Raw genomic sequence first — 25451 nt, 5'->3', positions numbered from 1 at the left:
GTGGCCAGCGCGGCGGCGCTGCCGGCGGCGGCCGGCTCGGTGCGCGAAGAAATCGCCTCGCTGCGTTCCAGCACGGCTTACGTGCAAGACCTGGAAACCTCTACCGTCCTGTTCGCCAAGAACGACAACGTGGTGCGGCCCATCGCTTCCATCTCGAAGCTGATGACCGCCCTGGTGGTGGTGGATGCCAACCAGCCCATGGACCAGATGCTGGAAATCACCGACGACGATGTCGACACCCTGAAACACACCTCGTCGCGCCTGCGCGTGGGCACGCGCCTCACCCGCGGCGACATGCTGCACCTGGCGCTGATGTCATCGGAAAACCGCGCCGCGCATGCGCTGGGCCGTCATTATCCGGGCGGCCTGCCGGCCTTTGTCGCGGCCATGAACAGCAAGGCGCGCGCGCTGGGCATGTCCAGCACGCATTTCGTCGAGCCCACGGGGTTGTCCAGCCAGAACGTGTCGTCGCCGCGCGATCTGGCGCGCCTGCTGCGCGCCGCATCGCAACGGCCGCTGATCCACCGCTATTCCACCGACGACGAATACGAAGTCGACGTGGCCAACCGCACGCAGCTGTTCCGCAACACCAACCTGCTGGTGCGCAAGCCCGACTGGGATATCAAGGTTTCGAAAACCGGCTTCATCAACGAAGCCGGTGAATGCCTGGTGATGCTGGCGCGCATCAACGGCCGCGACGTGGCCATGGTGCTGCTGGATTCCCAGGGCAAGCTGTCGCGCATCGGCGACGCGGTGCGGCTGCGCCGCATCCTGCAAAGCGACGTGGCCATGCTGTAGCGGCCGGCTGCCGGCTCAGGCAGCCTTGCGGCGCGGCGCCGCGCCATCGTGCAGCGCATCGGGCAGGCCGGCCAGCACCGCGCGCGCATCCAGCGAACGGATAGGCACCGCGGTGTCGTTCGGAATGCGGCCGTCGGCCTGCAGCACTTCGTAGCGCAGGCAGCATACCCGTAGAAACGAGGTGAAATTCGCCGCTTCGCCACGGTATTCGATCAACTCGTCATACAGCCGTTCGATCAGTTGCGTGACCCGCATGCCATCGCGCTCGGCGATTTCTTCCAGCACCGACCAGAACAGGCGTTCGAGCCGCACGCTGGTGGCCACGCCATGCAGGCGCAAAGATCGGCTTTCGGGGGTGTAGGAATCGGGATGGGCGCGGATGAAGATTTCGCACATGGCGGTGGCTCCGTGAGGAAGAACCTCACTGTACGATTGCGGCCGCCGGGGCGGCAAGATGGCGGCGACGCGTGCAGGCGCCGCCAGGCACGCATGGCGCCTGGCGCCGGGCGTCAATGGGTGATGGTGGTACCCAGCACCTTCAGGAATTGCGCCAGCCAGGCCGGATGCGCGGGCCAGGCCGGCGCCGTGACCAGGTTGCCGTCGGTGTGCGCCTGGTCGATGGCGATCTCGGCATAGGTGCCGCCGGCCAGGCGGACTTCCGGCGCGCAGGCCGGATACGCCGAGCAGGTGCGCCCCTTCAGGATGCCGGCGGCCGCCAGCAATTGCGCGCCATGGCACACGGCGGCAATGGGCTTGCCGGCGCGGTCGAACTGGCGCACGATTTCCAGCACCTGTTCATTCAGGCGCAGATATTCCGGCGCCCGGCCGCCCGGAATGACCAGGCCGTCGTAGGCGTCGGCATCGGCCTGTTCAAAATCGTGGTTCAGCGCGAAATTGTGCCCGCGCTTCTCGCTGTAGGTTTGCGCGCCTTCGAAATCGTGGATGGCGGTGGCGACGCTGTCGCCGGCCTTCTTGCCGGGGCAGACGGCATGCACGGTGTGACCCACCGCCTGCAGCGCCTGGAACGGCACCATGGTTTCATAGTCTTCGGCGTAGTCGCCGACCAGCATCAGCAGTTTCTTGCCCATCGCGGTCTCCTGGTTGTTGGCCTGGGCATGCGCGGCAAGCGCCATGCCCGCATGCGCGCCAGGCATGCAGCGGCAATGCCGGGCCCGGATCGATCGATTTTGCGACAGCCGCGCGGGCGGCTGGTAGTAACGGGATACCGCAAGAAAGCGCCGCAAACCCCATCGCGGGCAGGCAGGCCGCCTATTCCAGGGCCACCGACACCGGGCGCGCGTCCAGCAGGCTGACCAGGGCCTTGGGGTCGATACCGATCAGGTAGCCCCGCCGGCCGCCGTTGATGTACACCACCGGATATTCCAGCACCTGCGCCTCGACCCACACCGGCATGCGCTTGCGCGTGCCGAACGGCGAAGTGCCCCCCACCTGGTAGCCCGAATGCCGCTGCGCCACATCGGGCTGGCAGGGCGCCACTTTTTTCAGGCCGGCCTGGCGCGCCAGGTTCTTGGTGGAGACTTCCCGGTCGCCGTGCATCACCACCACCAGCGGCCGCGCCGCCTCGTCTTCCATGATCAGGGTCTTGACCACGGCGTGCGGGTCCAGGCCCAACTGGCGCGCGGCCTCGCCAGCGCCCCCGTGGTCGATGTACTCGTACGTGTGTTCGGTATAGGCCACCTTGTGCCGCTTCAGCATCTGGGTGGCGGGCGTTTCGGAAACGTGGCGGGCTTTGCTCATGGCGCCGTGGCGGGCCGCGCGGCGGCCGGAGAAAAGCCGGTAGTGTAGGCAGCCGGCGCGCGCGGCGCAACGCGCATCAGGCGCGCGGGTGGTGCGCGGCGTGCAGGGCCTTGAGCCGTTCGCGCGCCACGTGGGTGTAGATCTGCGTGGTGGAAATGTCGGCGTGCCCCAGCAGCATCTGCACCACGCGCAAGTCGGCGCCGTGGTTCAGCAGGTGCGTGGCGAAAGCATGGCGCAGCACGTGCGGCGACAGCGGCGCGCGGATGCCAGAAATGACGGCGTACTTCTTGATCAGTTGCCAGAATGCCTGCCGCGACATGGGCTGGGCGCGCGCAGTAAGGAACAGCGCGTCGCTGACCCGCGCGCCCGCCAGTTCCGGCCGGGCGCCGTGCAGATAGCGGTCGATCCAGTGCGCGGCTTCGGCGCCCAGCGGCACCAGGCGGTCTTTGCCGCCCTTGCCCATCACCACCCGCACCACGCCTTCGTTCAGGCTGACTTCCAGCACCTTGATATTCACCAGTTCGGACACGCGCAGGCCGGTGGCGTACAGGGTTTCCAGCATGGCGCGGTCGCGCAGGCCGCGCGCGGTGTTCAGGTCGGGCGCGCGCAGCAGGGCATCGACCTGCGCCTCGGACAGCGTCTTGGGCATGCGCGGCGGCTGCTTGGCCGCGGTGAGGTTCAGGCAAGGGTCGCGCGGGGCGCGATGTTCGCGCAATGCCCAGGCAAAGAACCGGCGCAGCGAGGCCAGGCGGCGATTGGCGGTGGTGGCGCGGCTGTCGCCATGGCGGGCCGAGAACCAGGCCTCGATGTCGCCGGCCCCGGCGTCGCGCAACTGGCCCGCCTGCGCCGCGCCGGCGTGTTCGGCGGGGTTTTCCAGCCACTGGGCGAATGCGCTCAGGTCGCGCCGGTAGGCGGCCAGCGTATTGGCCGCCAGGCCGTCTTCGAGCCATACGGCATCGATGAAGGCGTCGATATCGGCCTGGGAGGCCAGGGGGTCGGGATGGGGCATGAAGCGGACGAAACCGTGATCGAGCAGCCCGCCCATTCTACCGGTCAGCCGCTCCTGGGATGGGCGGTTGGCATGGTCACCCCATATTTCCCGCTCCAATGTGACAATCCCTGCATGATGCTGTCAGACAGCGCCACCCCCCGCGCCAGAGAGTCACGCTTGAGCGCCAGGCCGCGTTCGCCCGGCAAGCGCACCCGGTCCACACCCGGCCGCGGCGGATTGGACTTGCACGTCTCGGCCAGCCAGTCCATTTGCCGCGCAAAATCCACCTGGCCGCCGAACGCGTCCGGATCGATGACCTGTATGTACACCGACACGCAGGTGCCGGCGGGGCGATCGGCCCGCCCGAATCCGGACAGAGTCGACAGCGCTTCGACCAACAACGCCCAGCCATAGCCCTTGTGCCCGTGGTCGAGCCCCCCCACCGGCAGCAGCGTGCCCCCCTGCGACAGGGCCACCTGGGGGTCGGCACTGGGATTGCCCTGGGCATCCATGGCCCAGGGCTGTGGAAAATTCTTGCCGGCCTTGAGCAGTTGCCGGCTCATGTTGATGGTGGTGATGGACGCGCTGATATCCAGCAGGATGGGATCGCCTTTGGTGGGAATGCCCGCGGCAACCGGATTAGGGGTAAATACAGCCTGCGTCCCACCGTAGGGCGCGACGCCGGCCAGTGACGGCATGGAACTGGCAATCACCGCCATGCAACCCTGTTCGGTGACGCGGGTCAGGTAGGCGGCCAAGGCGCCGATATGGTGGCTGTCGGAGATCGCCACCGTCACCGTGCCGTAGGTCTGAACGCGCTCGAGCGCCAGATCGACCGCCTTCGCCGTGAGCCATGGCCCCGGCAGACGTCGGCCCCGCCATGTGATGCAGGCGCCGCGGTCGGCCACCACTTCGGGCTCGCCGCTGGCCAGCAATGTCCCTGAAGCCGCCGCGTCCAGGTAGGCGGGCGCCAAGGCCAGGCCGTGCGTCGCATGGCCCATCATGTCGGCTTCGACCAGGATCTCGCTTACGACCCGGGCCTTCTCTTCGTCCAGCCCGGCCGCACGGAACAGCGCCTGCGCACATGTCCGGATCTCATCCACGCCGTAACGCCGGTGCTCCTCTCCTGCCATCGCATACTCTCCTTGATGCTTGCCCTCGGGCGCGACACGGGTCAGACCCAAAATATTTCCATACCTCGTTCCTGCAGGCCCAGCGCCTCGCATTGGTCGGGCGTGGCGTCCGTGACAAGCGCATCGATATCTTCCAACCCACATATTTGCGCAAATGAACGCCGCCCGAATTTGGATTGGTCGACCAGCAGTACGACACGTTTCGCCGTGGCAATCATGTGACGCTTGATATCAGCGATCTCGATCGAGCTTTCCGTCACCCCGGTGTCCGACACTGCGTGCACGCCCAGGAACAGGAGATCGACATAGACGCTGCGCAACAACGACTCGCATGAAGGGCCATACAGCGTATTGGTGTCCGGGCGGACGGTGCCGCCGGTCACGATCACACCGCCCGCGGCTGAGGTATTCAAGATCTGCGCGGTGGCCAGGTCATTGGTGATGGCGGTAATCGCCAGGCCGCGCCGCACAGCGGCGCGCGCAGCTTCCATGACGGTGGAACTGCTGTCGAACATGACGCTCTGCCCGTCCAGAATCAGACCCGCGGCGGCCGCGCCGATGCGCTGCTTGGCTTGCGGGTGCAATTGCTCGGCCACTTGCGCGGGTGGTTCATAAGTAGATGACTCCAGGCGCGCGCTGATCGCGCCACCATGGATGCGCCGCACGCTACCGCCGCGTGCACTGAGTTCAAGCAAATCACGGCGTATGGTGGATTCGGAAGCGCCCGTCAATCGCGTCAGCGTGGCCAGCGAGGCACTACCATTGCCGCGCAGATGATCCAGGATCAGGGCGTGTCTTTGGGGCGCCAACATCGAACGTTTGTTCTTTTGCATGTTATGAGTTCCTGTGCCGGCGTGGGAAGCGGCGGCCGGTTGCCAACCTGAACAGACAACCGGCCGCCGCGCACCCGTCAGTCTTCCTGGAAAGCCGATGCAGGCCTTTCTTGCCGCCTGCCGCCGGCTTGGTCGACCGTAAGCGTAACCTGTACTAGCTCGGAACCGGCAAAAGGGAAAGGCGCCGTATAAGTGTTACTGACGGGATGGCCCGCATCGTGCCCACACGATAAGCCGGCCGTCATGCCATGGGTTGGCCAAGACTTGGCGGAGCGGCCACGCGCCCGGGCCAGTCCGGTCCCCTCCAGGCTCAGGTCGATACTGCCGTCTTCGTTCCGATCGAACGAGGCGACCACGCTGGCCTTGCCCGTAGGCAGCGCATCATCGACTTCGATAACCACGCGCTCGTCCTGCGAATACACGTATTCCAGTACCAGCTTGCCGGCCCGCGCGTACAGCACCAGCCCGCCCAACCGGCTGCCCCAGGCCAGCATCACGCCCTGCACGGGCGCGCCCGAACGATTCAGCGAGGCTTCGATACGAAAGCTCTTGCCCGTGACATCTGGTGCCATCAAACGGTCGATGCGGGCCATGTGCGGCCGGTACACATACTGGGCGCGCGAACCTTCGCGTATGCGCTCGGCGGCGCGCTCCCATTCGCGGTCGTCCAGTGGCAAGACGCCATAACGCTCCGCCTCTTGCAGCCAGGCTTGCACCATGGCTTGCAGGCGCGCCGGCTCGGTTTGCGCCAGGTCGCTGGCTTCGGAGAAATCCTGCGTTATGTGATAAAGCTCCCAGACATCGGTGTCCATGGGCGTACCCTTGCGATGGCGCGTCACCGCCTTCCAGCCGTCCTGCCACAACGCTCGATCGCCCAGCAGTTCAAAATATTGCCGGGCGCGCCGTGACGCGGCGCCGGCCTGGTCGAAGCTGTAAGCCATGCTGATGCCATGCAGCGGTTGTTGCGCCACGCCCGCGAGCTCGTCCGGCGGCGTGATACCGAGTACGTCGTAGAGGGTCGGCGCGATGTCGATGACATGGTGGAACTGCGTACGGATCTCGCCCCTAGCGGTAAACCCCTTAGGCCAGCGCAAGATCAGGGGCGCGCGCACCCCACCGCCATGCGTGTCTTTCTTGTACCACTTAAGCGGCGTATTGCTGACCTGCGCCCAGCCGGTCGGGTAATGGTTGAACGCCTCGGCCCCGCCGATCTTATCCAGGTGGCGCACGGCCTGCCCGGGATCGTCCAGCTCGTAGACCATGTGCTTGCGCAGGTTGATCGCGCCGGTCGGGCCGCCCTCAGGGCTGGCGCCATTGTCGGACAGCAGCACCACAATGGTGTCGTCCAGCACATCCAGGGCCTGCAGGCCATCAACCAAGCGCCCGATCTGCTCGTCGGTATGGACCATGAAGCCAGCGTACGCTTCCTGCAACCGGGTGCTCAAGCTGACCACGGCGTCGTCGCGCCGCACCTCGTCCCACGGCCGCACATCGTCATTGCGCGGCGCCAGACGGGTGCCTGCGGGCACGATACCCATCTCGATCTGCGCTTTCAGGCGCTGCACGCGGACGTCGTCCCAACCCTGATCGTACTTGCCCTTGAAGCGATCGATGTACTCGCGCGGCGCCTGGTGCGGCCAATGGCACGCGCCAAAGGCCACGTACATCATGAACGGCGCGGCCGGCGCGCTAGTGCAATGGTCGCGGATCATGCCCAGGCTCTGATCCACCAGGTCGACGCTCAAATGGTAGTTCTCGGGCGGGTCGAGATGGATGGGATGATTGTCGACATACAGCTCAGGGTAGTACTGGTCGGCCAGCGCGCCGTGAAACCCGTACCAGCGATTGAAGCCCTTGCCCAGCGGCCAGTTGGAAAACGGCCCGGCCGCGCCGTACTCTTCGGTGCCGGCCAGGTGCCATTTGCCCACTGCCATAGTGTTGTAGCCTTCGCGCCGCAAGACTTCCGGCAGGGTGCCGGCGCTGGGGTAGATGCGGCCATCGTAGCCGGGCTGGCCGTTGGCCCACTCGGCAATGATGCCCACGCCCACCGAATGCGCGTTGCGTCCGGTCAGCAGGCAGGCCCGCGTCGGCGAACACATCGCTGTCACATGGAAATTGTTGTAGCGCAGCCCTTCGGTTGCCAACTGGTCGATGCGCGGCGTCGGGATCTCCGATCCGTAGCATCCCAGATCGGAAAATCCGACGTCGTCCAGAACGACAAAGACGATGTTGGGACGCTTCACATGGCTCATGAGTACTGTCTCCGGTGGTTGTCGGCGAGCGTTGCGCCGCTCAGGTTTTCTCGATGCCGGCCCGGCTGAGCACGGCCGGCCACTTCGCCAGTTCCGCCTGGATCAGTTTCTCGAATACGGCAGGCGTGCCCGCAGGATAAGGCGTGGCGCCGATGTTCCTGATGGACGCTTGCAGCTTGGGAGTCTGCATCGCCGCATGCAACGCCGCACTAGCCTTTTCTATCACGGCGTCCGGAGTCTTGCCGGTAGCCAGCAGGCCGAACCAGGGCACCACGTCCACGCCAGGATAGCCGCCCTCGTTCATCGTAGGCACGTCGGGCAGCGCATCGATCCGCTGCGGGGCAACCGCCGCCAGGGGCCGCAGTTGCCCCGCCTGGATGTAGTTCTTCGCCAGGGACACGCTCATCAACATGCAGTCGAGCCGGCCCGCCAGCAAATCCGAAATGGACGGCGGCTGGCCCTTGTACGGAATGCCCAGCAGGTCGATACCGGCCTCGCTCTTGAACAGTTCCATGCCCAGGTGGTTCGACGAACCATTGCCGGGATTGCCGTAAGTCAGCTTGCCCGGTTCGCGCTTGGCCAACTCGATGAATTGCGCCAACGAGCGCGCCTGGACATCGGGATGCACCACCAGCACATTGGGGCTGGTGGCGATGAGGCACAGCGGCCGGAAATCGCCGACAGGATCGTAGCCCGGTGCTTTGCGCAGGGCCGGATTCACGGTGAACGGCACCGATGCGCACAGCCAGGAATAGCCGTCGGGGCTGCTCTTGGCCACGTTCTGGATGCCGATCAGGTGATCCGCGCCGGGCCGGGATTCCACCACCAGCGGCTGCCCCAGCGTAGGCGCCAATGACTCGCCGACCGCGCGCGCGAGCAAATCGATGATGCCGCCGGAGGCCACCGGCACCACCACGCGCACCGGCCGGTCGGGCCATTTCGCGGTGTCCTGAGCCCAGGAAGAGGTTGTACCAGCCATGGCGGCCATGCCGGCCAGCGCTTGCACGGCGTCACGCCGCGTCATCCGACTACGGAACATGCTTGTCTCCAATCTTTGTATGCCTCGCCTTCCCGCCCCGATAGATTCCGAGTCGGCAGGTGAATGCTTATAGGAGATTTCCGTCAAATTCAGCCATTTCTGCCTGCCATGACCGGAAATCTTGACTGAATATAGTCGGTTATGAACATTTTTGATAGATCAGGCGGGAAAATCCCTGCGGCAGCACTCGCAGAGCGGCGCAGGCGATAACCGTAGAAGAGACGGGCCGGGCTATACCGCCGACTTCAACCAGGCCTCGAATACCTTGAGGGCATCCGGGCGTTCATCGCGCTGCGGATAGCCGAAGTAATACCCCTGGCCCACGGCCAGCACTTCCGGCACGGGCTGCACCAGGGTGCCTGCCTGCAGCGCCGGTTGCGCCAGGAAATGCGGCACCAGCCCCACGCCCAGGCCAGCCTGGGCGGCGGCCAGCGTCATGGTGAACAGTTCGTAGCGTGGGCCGCCCGCCGCCTGCGGGCCATAGGGCTGGCGGCAAGCCGCATACCACTGGCGCCAGGCGTCGGGGCGCGAACTCAGGTGCAGGTGCGTCAGCCCCGCCAGGCCTTCGTCGGCACGGCGCGGCAAGTGCGGCGCGCACACCGGCACCAGTTCTTTTTCCGGAAACAGCAGCGCCCCCTGCGTGCCCGGCCAGATGCCGCTGGCGTGGTACAGCGCGCCATCGAAGGGCTGGTCCTTGAACTGGAAGGGCAGCGTGCGCACCGACAGGCTGACGGTGATGTCGGGATGCTGCCGCTGGAATCCGGGCAGGCGCGGAATGAGCCAGGTGGTGGCCAGCGTGGGCACCACCGCGATATGGATACTGCGGCCCATGCCGGTGCGGCTGACCAGGCCGAACGTGTCTTTTTCGATCTGGTCCAGGTGGTGGCGGATGCGGCCAGCGTATTCGGCCCCGTGGTCGGTCAGGACGATGCGCCGGCGCACCCGGGTAAACAGTTGCACCCCCAGCCGCGCTTCCAGGCTGGCCACCTGCCGGTACACGGCGCTATGGGTCAGCGCCAGTTCCTCGGCGGCGCGCGAAAAGCTGCCCAGCCGGGCCGAGGCCTCGAAGGCTTGCAATGCGCTGAGGTTGGGAATGCCGTTTCTCATGGGAAGATAATGTCTTGGTGGCGGCCGGACGTGCCGGCAGGTCACTATATTGTGCAATTTTATCAATTGCCTTGTGCAACCCAGGAACATTATCCTCGACGGCTTGAATTCCGGTTGATTATGACTACTGCTACCTCTACCCCCACCGCCCGCCTGGGCGGGCACATCCTGGTCGACCAACTGGCCGCCCATGGCGTCAAGCACGTATTCTGCGTGCCCGGCGAAAGCTACCTGGCCGTGCTGGACGGCCTGCACGACGCCCGCATCGACGTCACGGTGTGCCGCCAGGAAGGCGGCGCGGCCATGATGGCCGACGCGCACGGCAAGCTGACCGGCGAGCCCGGCATCTGCATGGTGACGCGCGGCCCGGGCGCGGCCAACGCCATGGCGGGCGTGCACATCGCCAAGCAGGACTCCACGCCAATGATCCTGTTCGTGGGCCAGATCGAGCGCGGCATGCGCGAGCGCGAGGCGTTCCAGGAAATGGACTACCGCGCGGTGTTCGGCACGCAGGCCAAGTGGGTTACCGAAATCGACCAGGTCGAACGCATTCCGGAACTGATTTCGCGGGCCTTCCACGTGGCCACCTCGGGCCGCCCCGGCCCGGTGGTGATCGCGCTGCCCGAAGACATGCTGACCGAAACCGCCAGCGTGGCCGATGCGCCCCGCTATGAAGTCATCGACGCGGCGCCGGCCGCCGGCCAGCTGGACGAGCTGCAGCAGCTGCTGGCGCAGGCCCGCGCGCCCCTGGCCATTCTGGGCGGTTCGCGCTGGGATGCCCAGGCGGTGGCCCAGTTCGCCGATTTCGCGCAGCGCCTGTCGCTGCCCACGGCGGTGTCGTTCCGCCGCCAGATGCTGTTCCCGGCCGACCATCCCTGCTTCATCGGCGACGTGGGGCTGGGCATTAACCCCGCGCTGTCCAGGCGCGTGGCCGAGGCCGACCTGATCCTGCTGGTGGGCGGCCGCATGTCGGAAAGCCCCAGCCAGGCCTACACGCTGCTGGATATCCCGGTGCCGCGCCAGAAGCTGGTGCACGTGCACCCCGACAGCGCCGAGCTGGGCCGCGTGTACCGCGCCACGCTGGCCATCAACACCTCGCCGGCGGCCTTTGCGCAGGCGCTGGCGGGCGTGCAGGCACCGGCGCAACCCGCGTGGGCCGACGACACGGCCGCGATGCGCCAGTCGTACCTGGCCTGGAGCGACCCCGCCAAGATCAGCACGCCCGGCGCGCTGCAACTGGGCGGCGTAATGGCCTACCTGGAAAATACCCTGCCGGCCGACGCCATCATGACCAACGGCGCCGGCAACTACGCCACCTGGCTGCACCGCTTCCACCGCTTTACGCGCTTTGGCACGCAACTGGCGCCGACGTCGGGCTCCATGGGCTATGGCCTGCCGGCCGCCGTGGGCGCCAAGCGCGTCCAGCCTGAAAAAACCGTGGTGTGCTTTGCCGGCGACGGCTGCTTCATGATGCACGGCCAGGAATTCGCCACCGCCGTACAGTACAAGCTGCCCATCATCGTGGTGCTGGTGGACAACGGCATGTACGGCACCATCCGCATGCACCAGGAAAAACACTACCCCGGCCGCGTGTCGGCCACCGCGCTGCAGAACCCCGATTTTGCCGCCTACGCGCAGGCCTTCGGCGGCCACGGCGAACGGGTCGAAACCACCGAACAGTTCGGGCCGGCATTCGAACGTGCGCTGGCCAGCGGCAAGCCCGCCATCCTGCACTGCCTGATCGACCCCGAGACCATCTCGCCGTCGACCACGCTGGAAAAAATCCGCGACGCGTCGCTGCAAGCCCGCCAATAACGGCGCGGCGACGCTCTCACCCTTCTCGAATTCTCATATACCGGAGTGCGATACATGTCTTCGAACCCTTCCTTCCATTGGCAAGATCCGCTGCTGCTCGACCAGCAGCTTACCGACGAAGAACGGATGGTGCGCGACGCCGCCCAGGCCTATGCGCAGGACAAGCTGGCCCCGCGCGTGCTGGACGCCTTCCGCAACGAGCAGACCGACCCGAAGATCTTCGCCGAAATGGGCGAACTGGGCCTGCTGGGCGCCACCATTCCCACCGAATACGGCGGCGCCGGCCTGAATTACGTCAGCTACGGCCTGATCGCCCGCGAAGTCGAACGCATCGACTCGGGCTACCGCTCGATGATGAGCGTGCAGTCGTCGCTGGTGATGGTGCCCATCAATGAATTCGGCAGCGAAGCCCAGAAACAGAAATACCTGCCCAAGCTGGCCAGCGGCGAATGGATCGGCTGCTTCGGCCTGACCGAACCCAACCACGGTTCCGACCCCAACGGCATGGAAACCCGCGCCGTGCTGACCGGCAGCGGCTACAAAGTGTCGGGCAACAAAATGTGGATCACCAACTCGCCCATCGCCGATGTGTTCGTGGTGTGGGCCAAGTGCGTGGGCGGCGACTACGACGGCAAGATCCGCGGCTTCATCCTGGAAAAAGGCATGAAGGGCCTGTCGGCCCCGGCCATTCATGGAAAGGTGGGCCTGCGCGCGTCCATCACCGGCGAAATCGTCATGGACGAAGTGGAAGTGTCGGCCGAGCAGATGCTGCCCGAAGTATCCGGCCTGCGCGGCCCCTTCACCTGCCTGAACTCGGCCCGCTACGGCATTGCCTGGGGCGCGCTGGGCGCCGCCGAGGCCTGCTGGCACACGGCGCGCCAGTACACGCTGGACCGCAAGCAGTTCGGCCGTCCGCTGGCCGCCAACCAGCTCATCCAGAAAAAGCTGGCCGACATGCAGACCGAAATCACGCTGGGCCTGCAAGGCTGCCTGCGCCTGGGCCGCATGAAAGACGAAGGCACGGCCGCGGTGGAAATCACGTCCATCATGAAGCGCAATTCGTGCGGCAAGGCCCTGGACATCGCCCGCCTGGCGCGCGACATGCTGGGCGGCAACGGCATTTCCGACGAGTTCGGCGTGGCCCGCCACCTGGTGAACCTGGAAGTGGTGAATACCTACGAAGGCACTCACGACGTGCACGCCCTGATCCTGGGCCGCGCCCAGACGGGCATCCAGGCGTTCAGCTGATCGCCGCGGTGACGGTGTCTGGCACCCTGGCGGGAGCCAGATACCTCCGGTTTAATTCCCGCTCAGGTCGAACAGGCTGGTGGCATCCAGTTCCAGCACGGCTTCGTCGTGCTGGTTCAGCACTGTCCAGTACCAGCTGATAATGCCCATGTCCGCGCGCGAGGTAGAACGGCGCACCGCGTGCACCCGGGCATGCAGGCACAGGGCATCGCCGGGGCGCACGGGCACGCGCCAGCGCAGTTCACCCAGCCCGGGCGAACCGAAAGATTCGGAATCATGCAGCGCCGCCTCGACGGCCATGCGCATGGCCAGGGCGCAGGTATGCCAGCCGCTGGCGATCAGGCCGCCCCAGCGCCCCTGCGCGGCGCGCTGCACATCGGTGTGGAACCATTGTGGGTCGTACTGGCGGGCGAACGTCAGGATCTCGTCTTCGGTAACCGTGACCGGCCCCGCTTTGATCAGCATGCCTTCCTTGAATTCTGCGAACTTCATGTCAGCTTCTCGAACGAAATAAGGCAGTGCCCCGGATCAGGGACGCCGGGGAGCCGGCTTTGACAGCCCGCCAGCGGCGCCCTTGAGGACTGATCCCTGCCTGGAGAATCCGGGCGGCGGCCAGCCGCGAGGCGGAGCGCGCGCAGTGCTTCGGGGGTGGCCCTAATACGTTTCGAAATGCAGCCGCCCCTCGCGGCGCAACGATTCATGCAGGATAGACCAATCCTGCCCCGCTTGCACGACCACATCGCGCAAAGCGTCGAGCACGCCGCTTTCCATGCCTTTCAAGCCACAGACATAAATGCAGGTATTGACATCGCCCAGCAAGTCCAGCACGTCGGCGGCGCGCTCGCGCATCAGGTCCTGCACATAGCGCCGCGCCTGGGATGGCTCGCGCGACAAGGCCAGGTTGATGTCGATGAAATCGCGCGGCAGCTTCATCAACGGCCCGAAGTACGGCAGTTCGCGCTGCGTGCGCGCGCCGAAGAACAGCATCAACCGTCCGTTGGTGCCGCGCTCGATGCGGCGCCGGTAGCGTTCCGTCATGGCCCGCATGGGGGCCGAGCCCGTGCCGGTACAGATCATCAGCAGATTGGCCTGCGCGTGGTTGGGCATCAGGAAGGTATTGCCGAACGGCCCGATCACTTGCACGGTGTCGTTCCTGGCCAGGTCGCACAGGTAGTTGGAACACACACCGCGGGCCGGCTGGCCGTGGTGGTCTTCGGTGACGCGCTTCACCGTCAGCGACAGGTTGTTGTAGCCCGCGCGCTCGCCGTCGCGCGGGCTGGCCAGCGAGTACTGGCGCGCATGGTGCGCGCGGCCATTGGCATCCGTGCCTGGCGGCAGAATGCCGATGGACTGCCCCTCCAGCACGGGAAACGGCAGGTTGCCGAAGTCCAGCACGATGTGGTGGATGTCGCTGTCGGTGTCTTCGCCGGTGACGCGGTAATTGCCCACCACCGTGGCGGTGGCCGGCGTCTTGTGCGTGTACAGGTTCACATAAGGATGCGCGGCCGACCAGGGAGGAATGCTGGCGCCCGGCAACAGCGCGGCGGGCGCCGCTTCGGCCGCGGGTACGCCGGCCGCTGGTGCCGCGCTTTCCGTGTCGGCGGCTTCGTCGGCGTCGGCGGCCTCGGCGGCGGGCAAGCCATCGGGCAAGGGTTTTTCGCCCGGCAGTTCGTCCCAGCCGAACTGGTCCTGGACGCTATAGGCCTGGGCCTTCAGCACCAGCCGCCAATTGTCGATCGACCCCGTGGGACACGGCGGCACGCAGGCCATGCAGCCGTTGCAAATGCCGGGATCCACCACATAATTGGTGCCGTCATGCGTGATGGCATCGATGGGGCAGGTTTCCTCGCACGTATTGCAGCGTATGCAGATCTCGGGATCGATCAGGTGCTGCTTCAGCACTTCGGGCGGCAAGGGGGCATTCATTGCCGGGCTCCTGGTTTCAGTGGCGTCAGTTGAAACGCACGTATTCGAAATTCACCGGCTGGCGGTTCACGCCCATGACGGGCGGCGCGATCCAGTTGGCGAACTTGCCGGGCTCGGCCACCCGGCCCATCAACGAAGCCACGAACGCGCGGTCTTCTTCCGTGGGCAGCCATTTATGCCGGTTGGCCTGCCACTGGGCTTCGCCAAGCACTTCGCCTTCGGGCGCCACGCGGATGCCGGCCAGCGTGCCGATCTGCCGGTTGAACGCCTTGTGCGGTACCGACAGGCGGAACGGCAGGCCGCTTTTCTCGATGACTTTGTTCCAGCGTCCCACGCCCGCCATCGAATCGCGGATGAAGTCGTCGCGCAGCACTTCGTTCAGCGCATTCAGCATGGGCACTTCCACTTCGCGCAACGCGCCGCCGTCCACGCTCAGCACGCGGTAGGTGTCGTTCTTGAGCTGGTGGTCGTCGCCGCGCTTGCCTTCTTCATAGCGCCCCTTCAGGCCCGAGCTATAGAAAATGGCCGCGTTGGAGGACTGGTCGGCGCCGAACAGGTCGATGGTGACGCTGTAATGGAAATTCAGGTAACGCTGGATGGTGGGCAGGTCGATGACGCCGGCCGCCCGTATGCTGGCCGGATCGTCGGTCTTCAGTTGCTTCATGACATCGCAGGTGCGCTGGATGATGCGCGATACGCCCGATTCGCCCACGAACATGTGGTGCGCTTCTTCGGTCAGCATGAATTTGGTGGTGCGGGCCAGCGGGTCGAAACCCGATTCGGCCAGCGCGCACAACTGGAACTTGCCGTCGCGGTCAGTGAAATACGTGAACATGTAGAACGCCAGCCAGTCGGGCGTTTTTTCGTTGAACGCCCCCAGGATGCGCGGGTTGTCGGCATCGCCCGAGCTGCGCTCGAGCAGCGCGTCGGCCTCTTCGCGGCCGTCGCGGCCGAAGTAGCGATGCAGCAGGTACACCATGGCCCACAGGTGGCGCCCTTCTTCCACATTGATCTGGAACAGGTTGCGCAGGTCGTATTGCGACGGCGCCGTCATGCCCAGGTGGCGTTGCTGCTCGATGGACGCGGGCTCGGTGTCGCCCTGCGTGACGATGATGCGCCGCAGGTTGGCGCGGTGTTCGCCGGGAACGTCCTGCCACACATCGCGGCCCAGGTTCTCGCCGAAATGAATCTTGCGCTGGCCGTCCTGCGGGGCCAGGAAAATGCCCCAGCGATAGTCGGGCATTTTCACATGGTCGAAATGCGCCCAGCCGTCGGGCTCGACGCTGACGGCGGTGCGCAGGTACACGTCGAACCCGTGCGAGCCGTCGGGGCCCATGTCCTGCCACCATTGCAGGTAGTTGGGCTGCCAGTGCTCCAGCGCGCGCTGCAGGGCGCGGTCTCCGGACAAGTTGACGTTGTTGGGAATCTTCTCGCTGTAATTGATGCCGGACATGTCTGCTCTCTCCTTTGGGGCGGCCTGCCAGCGCGCCGGGTGATTCTGTCGGGATGCCAATGTTTCCTGTTTGGTGCGGGCATGTTTGAAGCCTGGAAACTGCGGGGGACTGCCAGGTGTCCGGCTCCCGTCAGGGTGCCGGACACCGTCCAACTGAGACTGTCGTGGCGCACTACGGTGTCTGGCACCTTCGGAGCCAGACACCCGCTGGCCCGCTGCCCTACACCCTGTTCCAGTCGAACGACGCCTGCTCGCCCTTGCCATAAAGTTTCAACGCGCCCTTCTCGCCTGCCGCGTTGGGGCGGTTGAAAATCCAGTTCTGCCATGCCGTCAACCGGCCGAAGATGCGGGTTTCCATGGTTTCGCCGCCGCCGAAGCGCAGGTTGGCCTCCAGGCCGGTCAGCGCGTCGGGCGACAGCGCGCGGCGTTCTTCCAACGCCAGGCGCACCTCGTCGTCCCAGTCGATGCTGTCGGGCGCGAAGGTCACCAGCCCCAGTTCCAGCGCGCGCGGCGCCGGCAATGACTGCCCCGCGGCGGCGCGCACGGCCTCCAGCGGCTGCACTTCTTCATAAAAGCGGTGCTGCAGGCGGCTGAGCCCGTTCACCATGGGGTAGGCGCCGAAGTTGCGTTCGTGCACCACGATCTGCGCGGGGGCATCGGCGTCTTCGTCGTCCAGCATGTAGATGCGGTCGGCCGCCAGCGCCAGTTCGAACAGCGTGCCGGCAAAGCACGAGCCCGGCTCGATCAGCGCAAAGATAGAGCGCGACGTCACGTCCAGGCGCGCCAGGGTACGCCGCAGCATGCCGGCGGTTTCGCGCACGAACCAGTGGCTGGCGTGCTGCTGCAAGGCCGCGTCGGCCGCCAGTACAGCCTGGCTGTCGCCCTCGGTCTTGATGACCCAGGTGCCCAGGTCGGGTTCGTTGGTGCGCAGGCTGAGAATGGCGTCGTCCAGTTCGCGCGCCATCTGCAGCGGCCACCAACCGGCCCCGGCCGCCACGATGGCATCCAGGTCCTGGGGCACGTTGCCCTGCGGCGCGCGTATCGTCCAGGTGGCCTGGCGTTTTTCGCGGTCGAACGCCACATCCACGTACTGGTACGACAGGCGGTTTTCGGTTTCGGTGCGCGACAGCGGCACCAGGCTGACGCCCTGCGCCTGCGCCGGGCGGTCGCTTTGCGCCGCCAGCGATTCGGCGCGCGCCCGCACGCCGGCATCGAACTGCGCGGGCTTGACGACCTCGTCCACCAGCCGCCAATCCTTGGCGCGCTGGCCGCGCACCCCTTCCACCAGGGTGCAGAAAATATCGGCGTGATCGTGGCGCACCTTGCGCTTGTCGGTCACCCGCGTCAGCCCGCCCGTGCCCGGCAGCACACCCAGCAAGGGCACCTCCGGCAAGGCCACCGCCGATGAGCGGTCGTCCACCAGGAAGATTTCGTCGCAAGCCAGCGCCAGCTCATATCCCCCGCCCGCGCAAGCCCCGTTCAGGGCGGCAATGAACTTCAACCCGCTGTGGCGGCTGGAATCCTCGATACCGTTGCGGGTTTCATTGGTGAACTTGCAGAAATTCACCTTCCAGGCATGCGAGGACAGGCCCAGCATGAAAATATTGGCTCCCGAACAGAAGATGCGGTCTTTCATGCTGGTAACCACCACCGTACGCACTTCGGGGTGCTCGAAGCGGATGCGCTGCAACGCATCGTGCAGTTCGATATCCACGCCCAGGTCGTACGAATTCAGCTTGAGCTTGTAGCCGGGACGCAGGCCGCCGTCTTCCGCCACGTCCATGGCCAGCGTGGCGATGGCGCCGTCGAGCTTCAGCTTCCAGTGCCGGTAGCGGGCCGGTTCGGTCTGGAAATCCACGCGGGGGGCGGCACTGTTCATGTACGTCTCCTGGCACTCACGAATATGAAAAATACTGCATTAGATGAATTAAAGTGCAGATTAATGCACAAAAAAAAGGCCGTCAACCAAAACATGCATGAAAATGCAGGCGCCTTTGGTGACAGGGCCCCGTAGGGAGCCCGTGCCCTTACAACGGCAGCCCCCCCGCCTTGCGCACCTGGGCACGCAGCCCCCCGAAGCTTTCCTGCAGGCTCAGACCGCTGGTTTCCCAGGTAAGGTCGGCCTTGGCGTAGAAGGCCTCGCGGCCCGCCAGGATGCGTTTCAGGTCGGCCATGGCCTCGTTGTTGCCGGACATGGGCCGGAAGTCGCCCTGCGCCATGACCCGCGCCATGTGCTCGTCGGGCGTGGCCCGCAGCCACACGGTATAGCAGTGCGTGAGCAGCAGGTTGAGCGTGGCCGGCTCGGACACCAGGCCTCCCGGCGTGGCCAGCACCATTTCCGGGTAGATCTGCACCGCCTCTTCCAGCGCCCGGCGCTCATAGCGCCGGTAGGCATTGGGGCCGTACAGATTGTGGATTTCCAGGATGCCGCAGCCGGCCACGCGCTCGATTTCCCGGTTGAGTTCCACGAAGGGGTAACCGAGGTCGTCGGCCAGCATCTGGCCCAGCGTGGATTTGCCCGCGCCCCGCAAGCCGATCAGGGCGATGCGCTGGAAGCGGTTCGGCCGCTGCGCCCCGCCGCCCAGGTCGAACAATTGCGCCAGCGCCTGGCGCGCCCGCTGCAGATCGGATTCGGTACGGCCGCTGAGCAATTCGCGGATCAGCAGCCAGTCGGGCGATTCGGTAGTGACGTCGCCCACCAATTCCGCCAGTGCGCAATTGAAGGCCTTGGCAATTTGCAGCAATACCAGGATGGACGCATTGCCCACCCCATGCTCCAGATTGGCCAGGTGGCGCTCGGATACCCCGGTGGCCTGCGACAGGCTTTTGCGTGTCATGCCGCGTATGGCCCGCAGGCGCCGCACCCGCTCGCCCAGGGCCACCAGGAACGGTTCGCGGCGCGGTTCGGAAGATTCCTTGTCTAGCGCTTGGATCATGCTTGTTCGAACTCCGAGGAAACCCTGATTTCCCAAGGTTTATGCACTATAGTGCTTGACGCTACTGGTGTGAAGCACTATTTTTCTGTTCATGCAGGGCGAATTGGGCAGCCATGTGCAGTTGGATAGCAATGAAATGCATGCGCCGCCCAGCGCGCCGACAGTGTAAAGGACGGGACACCCATGAGTACGCCAGCATCCTTCCACCAGTTGATGCGCCGCATTACCGGCCCAATTGCGGGCTTGCCCCTGGATGCCGGCCTGCAAGACCGCCTGAACCGCGACGCGGGCGCCGGCACCGACGTGTACCGCGAAGTGTTCGCCGCCTGTAGGCAAGGCGTGGCCGAAGGCTGGATGTGCAACCGTGAAGGGGGCGGCATCCGCTACGGCCGCGTGCTGAAGGCCGACGACGATCTGGCGGGTTTTTCGGTGGACGTGGTCGACATGGACAGCCTGGCCGGCCCGCACCACAGCCACCCGCAAGGCGAAATCGACCTGATCATGCCGCTGGACGAGACGGCGCGTTTTGACGGGCACCCCGCCGGCTGGCTGGTGTACGGCCCCGGCAGCGCGCACCGCCCCACCGTGACCGGCGGCCAGGCCCTGGTGCTGTACCTGCTGCCCGGCGGCGCCATCGAGTTCACCCGGCCCTAGGCCCGCAGGGCGGAATCGGCAGAAAAAACACCAGAACACCGGAGACATCCCATGAACCCCTGCCCCCTGGAATTGAACTTTGCCAGCCACCTGGCCGCGCTGAACGCGCCGCGCGCCAGCAAGGTGGCCTATATCGACGACATGCGCCGCATCACCTACGGCGAACTGGCCGAACGCGTGGCGCGCTGCGCCGGGGCGCTGCGCCAGCTGGGCCTGCGCCGCGAAGAACGCGTGCTGCTGATGATGCACGACAGCGCCGACTGGCCGGTGGCGTTCCTGGGCGCCCTGCACGCCGGCGTGGTGCCGGTGGCGGTGAACACGCTGCTGACGCCGGACGACTACGCCTATATCGCCGGCCATTGCCGCGCGCGCGCCGCCTTCGTCTCGGGCAACCTGCTGGGCCCGCTGCAGACCGCGCTGGGCAAGGGACCGCACGAGATCGAACATCTGGTCGTTTCGCAGCCCGCGGGCGAGCTGCCGCCGCAAGGCCACGACTTCGACGCCCTGCTGGCCGCGGCGCCGCTGGTGCCGGCCACCCGTACGCTGGCCGACGAGATCGCGTTCTGGCTGTATTCGTCCGGCTCCACCGGCAAGCCCAAGGGCGTGGTGCATACCCATGGCAACCTGTGGCATACCGTAGAGCTTTACGCCAAACCGGTGCTGGGCATACGCGAAGACGACGTGGTGTTCTCGGCGGCCAAGCTGTTCTTCGCCTACGGGTTGGGCAACGGGCTGAGCTTTCCCCTGGCGGTGGGCGCCACCGTGGTGGTCATGAGTGAACGCCCCACCCCGCAAGCCGTGTTCAAGCGCCTGGTGGATCACCGGCCCACGGTGTTCTATGGCGTGCCCACCCTGTACGCCAGCATGCTGGCCAGCAGCGAGCTGCCCACGCGCGGGCAGGTGTCGCTGCGCGTCTGTACCTCGGCCGGGGAAGCCCTGCCGCGTGATATCGGCGAGCGCTTCACCCGGCACTTCGGGTGCGAGATCCTGGACGGCATCGGCTCGACCGAGATGCTGCACATTTTTCTTTCCAACCAGCCCGGCCAGCTGCGCTACGGCACCACCGGCAAGCCGGTGCCGGGCTACGAAGTGCAGTTGCGCGACGACGACGGCCGCCCGGTGGCCGCCAATGTCATCGGCGACCTGTACATCAAGGGGCCCAGCACCGCGCTGATGTACTGGAACAACCGCGACAAGACGCGCCAGTGCTTCCAGGGCGAGTGGCTGAAAAGCGGAGACAAATACCAGTGCGACGCCGACGGCTACTACACCTACGCCGGCCGCAGCGACGACATGATCAAGGTCAGCGGCCAATACGTGTCGCCCGTGGAAGTGGAGAATGTGCTGATCCAGCACGAGGCCGTGCTGGAAGCCGCCGTGATCGGCGTACCCGACCACGACGGCCTGGTCAAGACCAAGGCCTATGTGGTGCTGCGGCCGGGCTTCCAGCCCGACGACCGCACCGGCGCGGCCTTGCAGCAATACGTGAAGCAGCACCTGGCGCCGTTCAAATACCCGCGCCAGATCAACTTCACCGAGGAACTGCCCAAGACGGCCACCGGCAAGATCCAGCGGTTCCGGCTGCGGCAATTGGAAGAAGCCTCGCTATGACGCGCGCCGCCAGCGCCGTTGCCGCCGAAGCCCCGGCGTGGGCCGCGCTGCACGCCCTGGGACGCGACCTGCGGCTGGAATGTCAGTGGATCGCCCCCGAGCGGCGCGACGCCCCGCTGCTGGTATTCCTGCACGAAGGCCTGGGTTCGGCCGGCATGTGGAAAGACTGGCCCCGGCAAGCCTGCGATGCGGCGGCCTGCCGCGGACTGGTGTTCTCGCGCTACGGATACGGGGCATCCACACCGCGCCCGGCCGGCGAGAAATGGCCGGTGGCATTCATGCACGACCAGGCGCGGGACGTGCTGCCCGCCCTGTTCGAGGCCGTGGGCATCAATGCCCGGCGCGACCGCCCCATCCTGTTCGGCCACAGCGACGGCGGCTCGATCGCGCTGCTGTACGCCGCCATGTACCCCGACGCCGTGGCCGGCGTGGTGGCGGCGGCGCCGCATGTCTTCGTGGAAGACGTCAGCATTGCGAACATCCAGCGGGCGCGCCGCGCCTACCTGGACACCGACCTGCCAGCCAGGCTGGCGCGCTATCACGCCGACGCCGATTCGGCCTTCTGGGGCTGGAATGACATCTGGCTGGATCCGGCCTTCCGGGCCTGGAACATTGAAGCCTTCCTGCCGCGCATCAGGTGCCCGCTGCTGGCGCTGCAGGGGCTGGACGACGAATACGGCACGCTGGAACAGATCCGCCGCATACGCCGCGGCGCGCCGCAGGCCCGCCTGCTGGAAATACCCGGCTGCGGCCATTCCCCGCACAAAGACCGGCCCGACATCGTGACCGCGGCCGTCGCCGATTTCGTCGGCGGCCTGGACAAGCCCGGCTGAGCCCGCGCGCCAGCCAACAATAACCAGGAGACAACACCATGCCCCACGCCCTGACCCGCGCCCTGCTTGCAGGAACGATAGCCCTGGCCGCCGGCGGCGCCTTGGCCGCCGACAAGATCAAGGTCGGCTTCATGCTGCCCTACAGCGGCACCTACGCCGCGCTGGGCAACGCCATCGAGAACGGCTTCAAGCAGTACGTGGCCGAACAGGGCGGAAAACTGGGCGGGCGCGAGCTGGAATACTTCAAGGTCGACGATGAATCCAACCCGGCCAAGGCGTCGGAAAACGCCAACCGCCTGATCAAGCGCGACCAGGTCGATGTGCTGGTCGGCACCGTGCACTCCGGCGTGGCCATGGCGCTGGCCAAGGCAGCCAAGGGCAGCGACACCACGCTGATCGTGACCAACGCGGGCGCCGATGCCATTACCGGTCCCATGTGCGGCCCGGGCATTTTCCGCACCTCGTTCTCGAACTGGCAGCCGGGCTATGCCATGGGCCCGGTGGCGGCCGCCAAGGGCCACAAGACCGCCGTCACCATTACCTGGAAATACGCGGCGGGCGAAGAACAGATGGGCGGCTTCCGCGAAGGCTTCGAGAAAGCCGGCGGCAAGATCGTCAAGGAACTGACCCTGCCCTTCCCCAACGTGGAGTTCCAGTCGCTGCTGACCGAGATCGCCGCGCTGAAGCCCGACATGGTGTTCGCTTTCTTCGCGGGCGGCGGCGCGGTGAAGTTCGTGCAGGACTATCATGCCTCGGGCCTGCAGAAGACCATCCCGCTGTACGGCACCGGATTTCTTACCGACGGCACGCTGAAGGCCCAGGGCGAGGCCGCGCAGGGGCTGCTGACCACGCTGCACTATGCCGACGGCCTGGACAACCCTCGCGACAAGGCTTTCCGCGCCGGCTATACCAAGGCCTACAACATGCCGCCCGATGTGTATGCCGTGCAAGGCTACGACGCGGCGCAGCTGATGCAGGTGGGCCTGCAGGCCGTGGGCGGCGATGTGTCGGACAAGGCCAAGTTCCGCGATGCCATGCGCGGCGCCACCATCGACAGCCCGCGCGGCAAGTTCACGCTGTCGGCCGCCGGCAACCCCGTGCAGGACATGTACCTGCGCCAGGTCTCCGGCATGGAAAACAAGATGGTCGAAGTGGCCGTGCCCAAGCTGGCCGACCCGGCGCGCGGCTGCAAGCTCTGACGCCCCCGCCCGGCATACCGACATGGACGCGAGCATTTTCCTCATCCAGTGCCTGAACGCGCTGCAGCACGGCCTGCTGCTGTTCCTGGTGGCCAGCGGGCTGACACTGATCTTCGGCATCATGGGCATCATCAACCTGGCCCATGGCAGCTTCTACATGATAGGCGCCTACATGGCCTTCGCGCTGGGGCCGTTGGTCGACCGCTGGCTGGGCGGCGGCTTCGTGGCCACGCTGCTGCTGTGCGTGCTGCTGGCCGCGCTGCTGGGCTATCTGCTGGAAGCGGCGTTCTTCAGCTATCTGTACAGACGCGACCACCTGCAGCAGGTGCTGATGACATACGGGCTGATCCTGGTATTCGAGGAAGTGCGCAGCCTGCTGGTGGGCAACGACGTGCACGGCGTGCCCGTGCCCGCCTGGCTGAACGGCACGGTATCGCTGGGCGGCGTCATGACATACCCGGTGTACCGGTTGTTCATTTCCGCCGTCGGCATCGCGGTGGCGCTGCTGCTGTACTGGGTGATCACCCGCACGCGCCTGGGCATGATGGTGCGGGCCGGCGCCAGCAACCGCGAGATGATCGGGTCGCTGGGCATCGACATCAACAGGCTGTACCGCATCGTGTTCGCGGCCGGCGTGGCCCTGGCCGCGCTGGCCGGCACCATTGCCGCGCCCGTGTCCTCGGTGTATCCCGGCATGGGCCACGGCGTGCTGATCGTGTGCTTCGTGGTGGTGGTCATCGGCGGCATCGGATCCATACGCGGCGCGTTCCTGGCGGCCATGCTGGTGGGCGCGGTCGAGACCTTCGGCCAGGTGCTGTTCCCGGCCGCCGCCGGGGTGCTGGTGTACCTGCTGATGGCCATCATTCTGCTGTGCAAGCCCGAAGGGCTGTTCAAACAGGGCTAGGGCCAGAGTAATGAATCACGCAAGCAAACTGATCCCCCTGGCCGTGCTGCTGGCCCTGGCCTTGTTCCCGATGCTGGGCGCCGACTACTACACCGGCCTGGCCATCAAGCTGATGATCTACGCCATCTTCGCGCTGAGCCTGCAATTGCTGGTGGGCGGGGCCGGCCTGATCAGCCTGGGGCATGCGGCGTTCTTCGGCATAGGCGCGTATGCGGCGGCGCTGCTGTCGCCGGAATCGGAATCCGGCAGCCTGATCTGGCTGCTGGCCGCGGCCGTGGGCGGCGCGGCCCTGTATGCGCTGGTGACCGGCGCGCTGGCGCTGCGCACGCGCGGCGTGTACTTCATCATGGTGACGCTGGCGTTCTCGCAGATGGCGTACTACGTGTTCCACGATACCGATGTAGGCGGCGGCAGCGACGGCATCTACCTGTACTTCCGGCCGCAGTTCTCGCTGGCCGGCTGGATGCCGTTCGACCTGGACCAGCCCGGCACCTACTACGGCTTCGTGCTGGCCTGCCTGGCGCTGGCGTGGGGGTTCCTGGCCGTACTGCGGCGCTCGCCGTTCGGCGCGGCGCTGGCGGGCATACGCATCAACGAGCAGCGCATGCGGGCCGCCGGCTACTCCACCTTTCCGTACAAGCTGGCCGCCTACGTGGTGGGATCGGCCCTGGCGGGGCTGGCGGGCTTCCTTTATGCCCTGAAAGACGGCTTCGTCACGCCGGAGCTGCTGGCCTGGGAACAATCGGGGCTGGTACTGCTGATGGTGATCCTGGGGGGCATGGGGCGGCTGGGCGGCGCCGTGCTGGGCGCGGCCGCGCTGATCCTGCTGCAGGAATTTTTCCAGTCGCAGGCCCTGTTCGGCGAATACGCCAAGCACTGGCACCTGCCGCTGGGGCTGGCCATCATCGCGCTGGTGGCCCTGCTGCCCGACGGCCTGGCCGGGCTGCCGGCCCAATGGCGC

The 25451-nt window shown here is 66.1% G+C and carries 23 protein-coding genes; 9 read left to right on the top strand and 14 right to left on the bottom strand.

What is annotated here, in order from left to right; genetic code table 11:
• On the top strand, positions 1-798 hold a 798-nt coding region (pbpG, locus tag LPZ50_RS05905), incomplete at its 5' end, for a D-alanyl-D-alanine endopeptidase (RefSeq protein WP_230658785.1).
• Between the two features lie 15 nt (positions 799-813).
• Here the strand turns inward: pbpG and LPZ50_RS05900 are convergent.
• From LPZ50_RS05900 to LPZ50_RS05860, 9 genes are all read right to left on the bottom strand, one after another.
• Entirely contained in the window at positions 814-1194 is a 381-nt protein-coding gene (locus LPZ50_RS05900; protein WP_230658783.1) for a ribbon-helix-helix domain-containing protein, read from the bottom strand.
• Between the two features lie 113 nt (positions 1195-1307).
• Complete coding sequence (locus LPZ50_RS05895) at positions 1308-1886, bottom strand: DJ-1/PfpI family protein (RefSeq protein WP_230658789.1); 579 nt, start codon at positions 1884-1886, stop codon at positions 1308-1310.
• Between the two features lie 181 nt (positions 1887-2067).
• Positions 2068-2556, bottom strand: coding sequence for a Cys-tRNA(Pro) deacylase (gene ybaK / locus LPZ50_RS05890; RefSeq protein WP_230658781.1), 489 nt, complete (start codon positions 2554-2556; stop codon positions 2068-2070).
• A gap of 76 nt (positions 2557-2632) precedes the next feature.
• Positions 2633-3565 carry a site-specific tyrosine recombinase XerD gene (gene xerD / locus LPZ50_RS05885; RefSeq protein WP_230658787.1) on the bottom strand — a complete coding sequence of 311 codons (933 nt, stop codon included), beginning with the start codon at positions 3563-3565 and terminating at the stop codon, positions 2633-2635.
• Positions 3566-3609: 44 nt separating this feature from the next.
• Positions 3610-4731, bottom strand: coding sequence for an Ldh family oxidoreductase (locus tag LPZ50_RS05880; protein WP_230658779.1), 1122 nt, complete (start codon positions 4729-4731; stop codon positions 3610-3612).
• Positions 4722-5513 (bottom strand): DeoR/GlpR family DNA-binding transcription regulator, encoded by a 792-nt coding sequence (locus LPZ50_RS05875; protein ID WP_230658777.1) that lies wholly within the window; start codon positions 5511-5513, stop codon positions 4722-4724. Before LPZ50_RS05875 ends, LPZ50_RS05880 begins: the two co-directional genes overlap by 10 nt.
• Positions 5514-5590: 77 nt before the next feature.
• Positions 5591-7765, bottom strand: a complete 2175-nt coding sequence (locus LPZ50_RS05870; RefSeq protein ID WP_230658775.1) for an arylsulfatase — start codon at positions 7763-7765, stop codon at positions 5591-5593.
• A 40-nt stretch (positions 7766-7805) separates the two neighbouring features.
• Complete coding sequence (locus tag LPZ50_RS05865; protein ID WP_230658773.1) at positions 7806-8804, bottom strand: Bug family tripartite tricarboxylate transporter substrate binding protein; 999 nt, start codon at positions 8802-8804, stop codon at positions 7806-7808.
• A gap of 231 nt (positions 8805-9035) precedes the next feature.
• Positions 9036-9911, bottom strand: a complete 876-nt coding sequence (locus tag LPZ50_RS05860; RefSeq protein ID WP_230658771.1) for a LysR substrate-binding domain-containing protein — start codon at positions 9909-9911, stop codon at positions 9036-9038.
• A 120-nt stretch (positions 9912-10031) separates the two neighbouring features.
• On the opposite strand from LPZ50_RS05860, the gene LPZ50_RS05855 reads away from it, so the two are divergent.
• Positions 10032-11726, top strand: coding sequence for a thiamine pyrophosphate-binding protein (locus LPZ50_RS05855; protein ID WP_230658769.1), 1695 nt, complete (start codon positions 10032-10034; stop codon positions 11724-11726).
• A 54-nt stretch (positions 11727-11780) separates the two neighbouring features.
• Positions 11781-12974 (top strand): acyl-CoA dehydrogenase, encoded by a 1194-nt coding sequence (locus LPZ50_RS05850; protein ID WP_230658767.1) that lies wholly within the window; start codon positions 11781-11783, stop codon positions 12972-12974.
• 51 nt (positions 12975-13025) lie between these two features.
• Here the strand turns inward: LPZ50_RS05850 and LPZ50_RS05845 are convergent, their stop codons facing one another.
• The 5 genes from LPZ50_RS05845 to LPZ50_RS05825 all read right to left on the bottom strand — a co-directional run bounded on the left by LPZ50_RS05845 (position 13026) and on the right by LPZ50_RS05825 (position 19289).
• Positions 13026-13466 carry a MaoC family dehydratase gene (locus LPZ50_RS05845; protein WP_230658765.1) on the bottom strand — a complete coding sequence of 147 codons (441 nt, stop codon included), beginning with the start codon at positions 13464-13466 and terminating at the stop codon, positions 13026-13028.
• 162 nt (positions 13467-13628) lie between these two features.
• On the bottom strand, positions 13629-14900 hold the full coding sequence (gene boxA, locus LPZ50_RS05840; protein WP_230658763.1) for a benzoyl-CoA 2,3-epoxidase subunit BoxA: 1272 nt from the start codon (positions 14898-14900) through the stop codon (positions 13629-13631).
• Positions 14901-14925: 25 nt separating this feature from the next.
• A complete protein-coding gene (gene boxB, locus LPZ50_RS05835) occupies positions 14926-16353 on the bottom strand; it encodes a benzoyl-CoA 2,3-epoxidase subunit BoxB (RefSeq protein WP_230658761.1) in 1428 nt (475 codons plus the stop codon).
• 220 nt (positions 16354-16573) lie between these two features.
• Positions 16574-18232: a 2,3-epoxybenzoyl-CoA dihydrolase gene (gene boxC / locus LPZ50_RS05830; RefSeq protein WP_230658759.1), complete on the bottom strand. Its 1659-nt coding sequence runs from the start codon at positions 18230-18232 to the stop codon at positions 16574-16576.
• 148 nt (positions 18233-18380) lie between these two features.
• Positions 18381-19289 (bottom strand): helix-turn-helix transcriptional regulator, encoded by a 909-nt coding sequence (locus tag LPZ50_RS05825; RefSeq protein WP_230658756.1) that lies wholly within the window; start codon positions 19287-19289, stop codon positions 18381-18383.
• A 183-nt stretch (positions 19290-19472) separates the two neighbouring features.
• Here LPZ50_RS05825 and LPZ50_RS05820 point away from each other — a divergent pair, with 183 nt between their 5' ends.
• From LPZ50_RS05820 to LPZ50_RS05795, 6 genes are all read left to right on the top strand, one after another.
• Complete coding sequence (locus tag LPZ50_RS05820; protein ID WP_230658754.1) at positions 19473-19943, top strand: DUF4863 family protein; 471 nt, start codon at positions 19473-19475, stop codon at positions 19941-19943.
• 51 nt (positions 19944-19994) lie between these two features.
• A complete protein-coding gene (locus tag LPZ50_RS05815; protein WP_230658751.1) occupies positions 19995-21554 on the top strand; it encodes a benzoate-CoA ligase family protein in 1560 nt (519 codons plus the stop codon).
• Entirely contained in the window at positions 21551-22387 is an 837-nt protein-coding gene (locus LPZ50_RS05810; protein ID WP_230658749.1) for an alpha/beta fold hydrolase, read from the top strand. Before LPZ50_RS05815 ends, LPZ50_RS05810 begins: the two co-directional genes overlap by 4 nt.
• A 38-nt stretch (positions 22388-22425) precedes the next feature.
• Positions 22426-23586 (top strand): ABC transporter substrate-binding protein, encoded by a 1161-nt coding sequence (locus LPZ50_RS05805; RefSeq protein ID WP_230658747.1) that lies wholly within the window; start codon positions 22426-22428, stop codon positions 23584-23586.
• Between the two features lie 22 nt (positions 23587-23608).
• Complete coding sequence (locus LPZ50_RS05800) at positions 23609-24490, top strand: branched-chain amino acid ABC transporter permease (RefSeq protein WP_230658745.1); 882 nt, start codon at positions 23609-23611, stop codon at positions 24488-24490.
• 10 nt (positions 24491-24500) lie between these two features.
• A partial coding sequence (locus LPZ50_RS05795) for a branched-chain amino acid ABC transporter permease (RefSeq protein ID WP_230658743.1) occupies positions 24501-25451 on the top strand: 951 nt, incomplete at its 3' end.

Source organism: Bordetella petrii (genome assembly GCF_020991325.1).
GTDB classification, from domain to species: Bacteria; Pseudomonadota; Gammaproteobacteria; order Burkholderiales; family Burkholderiaceae_B; genus Bordetella_A; species Bordetella_A petrii_E.
Note: the sequence above shows the minus strand (reverse complement) of the source record. Positions and strands in the feature narration are given on the sequence as shown.